Consider the following 2,990-nt stretch of genomic DNA (forward strand, 5'->3'; position numbering starts at 1 on the left):
ATTCTAGCGAAATCCCTCGAAAGTGGAAACGCTACCGCGTTAGTTTCATTTTGGTCGCGATTCATCTCCCTTTAAGCAAGGGCGGCTCTAACGGGAGTCCTCTCGCGACCTTGAGATAGGGGAAATTATAATCAAATCCGTCTGAGAAGGACGGGTTATTTAGATTAAAAACTGATTTTATTGTAATTTACTAGACAGTCTTAGGGGTGAATTTTGCTTGTCTATCAGTGAAGATAAATATCGTCGGCTGCGTCAGGAATTAATCGGGGGAATTTTTGCCCTGATTGTGGTATTTTTGCTGGGTACGCTTTGGTATCATCTGATCGAGGGTTGGAGTTGGCTAGATTCGGCCTATATGACGATTAGTACCCTCGCTACCGTCGGTTTTGGCGAAATTAATCCCCTAGGTGAACGGGGACGACTGTTTACAATGGTTTTGATCGTGATGGGAGTAATCACGATCGGTTATATTGTTAATCGCTTGACCGAAGCTTTAATTCAAGGCTATTTTCAAGAGGGACTCAAACAGAGACAGGAGAAACGCGTGATCGATCGACTATCGGAACACTATATCATCTGTGGTTTGGGTCGCACAGGCAGACAGGTGGCGATCGAATTTCACGCCGAAAATATTCCTTTTGTAGTCATTGATACAGACCCCCTACAGGTAAATCGGGCCAAAGAATTAAATTATATTGTTGTTCAAGGAGATGCCACCTTAGATAAATCTTTACAAATGGCAGGAATTGAACGCGCTATTTGTATTGTGGCCGCTTTAACTTCCGATGCGGAGAATTTATATACAGTTTTGTCTGCTAAAACTCTTAATCCGAAAATCCGCGCCATTGCTAGGGCCAGTACCGAGGAAGCAGTACAAAAATTACAACGGGCCGGGGCCGATGCGGTGGTATCTCCCTATATTACCGGCGGTAGAAGATTAGCGGCCGCAGCCCTACGACCCCAGGTGATGGATTTTGTTGATGGGATTTTAACCGGAACCGATCGATCGTTTTATATGGAAGAATTTTTAATCGATCCGAGGACTTGTCCCTGTGTCGGTTTAAGTCTTAGTCAAGCACATTTAAGATATCGATCGGGGGCGTTAGTTTTGGCTATACGTCGGGCTGATGGTACGCTAATAGGGGGACCGACTGGCGATACGGAATTAATGGCCGGGGATCTGTTAATTTGTATGGGAACGGCCGAACAATTACGCAGTTTAACTCAGATTTTAATTCCCATGCGATCGGATGGTTTACGTTTACCGAAGCATTAGTTAAAGGGTCAATAAAAAATCTGCTGGTAGCATTGCGGGAACAGGGGAAACAGCAAAATCTCTTAGGTTTCGCGTTATGATTATTTCTAGCTTTTCCGATTCAGCAACGGCACTGGTAACGGCATCTTCAAAATCTTTCATCGGACTTGTCAATGCTTGCCTAATTATTGCATCTGTCACCCTAGCAACTTGCAAATTCTCTAGAAGACTTATCACCAATTTTCTTGAGAATTCTCTTCCGTTTTCTCTTGACAAAATATAATAAATATTAGTGACGGCATGACCAGAAATATATCCTTGAGTTTTACCTGTCTTAACTGTATTTAATGCTTGTACAGATGCTTGAAAATGTGGTTCACGCTTACCCAAAACATCTAGCAATACATCACTATCGAATAAGACTCGTTTCACCGATACTTCTCCACTAAATAATCAATATACGATTCTTTTGGGTCTTCTGAGCCTAAATCGACAACCCCCACTAAGTCTCTTGTCCAAGGATCAAGATCGCTTAAATCATCTGTTAGGGAATGAGAGGTAGTTTCTGAGGATACATTCTGACGAAAAACACGACCATATTCTAATGCTTTCTGAAAAGCCTCCTGATCAGAAATTGATCCAGAAAGATTATCTAACCAGTTTTCAGACGAAGATTTTTCAGTTTCCAAATCGACCAAACCTGTTAAATTTTGTCTAGAGGCATCAAGATCATTGAAATTATCTGTTAGGGAATGAGAAGTAGTTTCTGAGGATACATTCTTAGGATTAAATCGCTCTTGAATTCTGAAAATTATTAAACTACTATAAGCTCTCAGTTGGGTGACTAAAGATTTGTCAGTATCTTGGAAATATTCGGTTATAGTACGACTAGAAACCGAGAGAGCATTCTGAGCAAACTTGTTAATTTGCTCTAGTTCTGAATCGGCAAACATATCAATAAACACATCTATCGTTTCTGAGAGAATGCGTGAACCTTCCACCACTCTGATTAAATCGGCTTTTTCCTCACCAGTCTTTCCCTCATTGATCTGAGCAAGGCCGATAAATAATTGATTATAGGCAGTAATTTGATTAGTAAATTGGTCTATATATCGGATTAATTCCAGTGCTGAATCCTCATCTCTATACTGTTTCCATACCTGAAACCAGAGTTGATTAATTCGCCCAAATATATCGGCTCTTGCTTGATAAGTTTTAGAGTTATCCTTAACTCGATCGAGTAAAATCTTAGTTTCCTGTAGTAAATTATCCAGTATTATCTGATCGGAATCGTTGGCAATTTGAGCAAGTTTATCGGTAATATCTTGTAGATTTTCTAACAAAATTTGCCCTAAATTTTCCCGTTCGACCGAACTTGGCAGACTATTCATCGTATTTAACGCTCCTAAGACTGACGATCACACAGAAATGAGTAGTCAAAATCATCAGCCCTAAACCTCCATTGTAAGGATTTTGGGGTCTGAAGGGGTGATTATAGTTACTATAGCCTCTGAGGGAGATAGATTGATTACTGTTCACTCTTAATTCCCCTGACTCGGAGACTACTGGTTCCTTGCTCCTCAATCCAACATCTGTGAGGAATTCAGAAATTGAGGTTGACATCCTCACCGCCGTAAACGGACGGTGATTCCCAAACCTCACGATTTGAGTTTCTGCTTCTTTCCCGAAGGATTTTTCGCACCTGCCTTAACAGATTTACTCTGTTCTGGTCTTA

3 protein-coding genes are annotated in these 2,990 nt (G+C 41.0%); 1 reads left to right on the plus strand and 2 read right to left on the minus strand.

The window, feature by feature from the left end:
• The first annotated feature begins 217 nt into the window (after nucleotides 1-217).
• A complete protein-coding gene (locus EWV84_RS15825; protein ID WP_286826474.1) occupies nucleotides 218-1,276 on the plus strand; it encodes a potassium channel family protein in 1,059 nt (352 codons plus the stop codon).
• Here the strand turns inward: EWV84_RS15825 and EWV84_RS15830 are convergent, their stop codons facing one another.
• The gene (locus EWV84_RS15830) at nucleotides 1,277-1,687 is read right to left on the minus strand and encodes a PIN domain-containing protein (RefSeq protein WP_287078772.1); all 411 of its coding nucleotides are present in this window, start codon (nucleotides 1,685-1,687) and stop codon (nucleotides 1,277-1,279) included.
• Nucleotides 1,684-2,646, minus strand: coding sequence for a hypothetical protein (locus EWV84_RS15835; RefSeq protein WP_287078773.1), 963 nt, complete (start codon nucleotides 2,644-2,646; stop codon nucleotides 1,684-1,686). The genes EWV84_RS15830 and EWV84_RS15835 overlap by 4 nt, the downstream gene beginning before the upstream one ends.
• Between the last annotated feature and the right edge of the window lie 344 nt (nucleotides 2,647-2,990).

This window comes from Microcystis sp. M_QC_C_20170808_M3Col (assembly GCF_007095505.1).
In the GTDB taxonomy this organism is placed as follows: Bacteria; Cyanobacteriota; Cyanobacteriia; order Cyanobacteriales; family Microcystaceae; genus Microcystis.

Excerpts from the sequence above, each read along its gene's own strand:
- EWV84_RS15835 (WP_287078773.1), bottom strand. The coding sequence starts at position 2,646 with ATGAATAGTCTGCCAAGTTCGGTCGAACGGGAAAATTTAGGGCAAATT.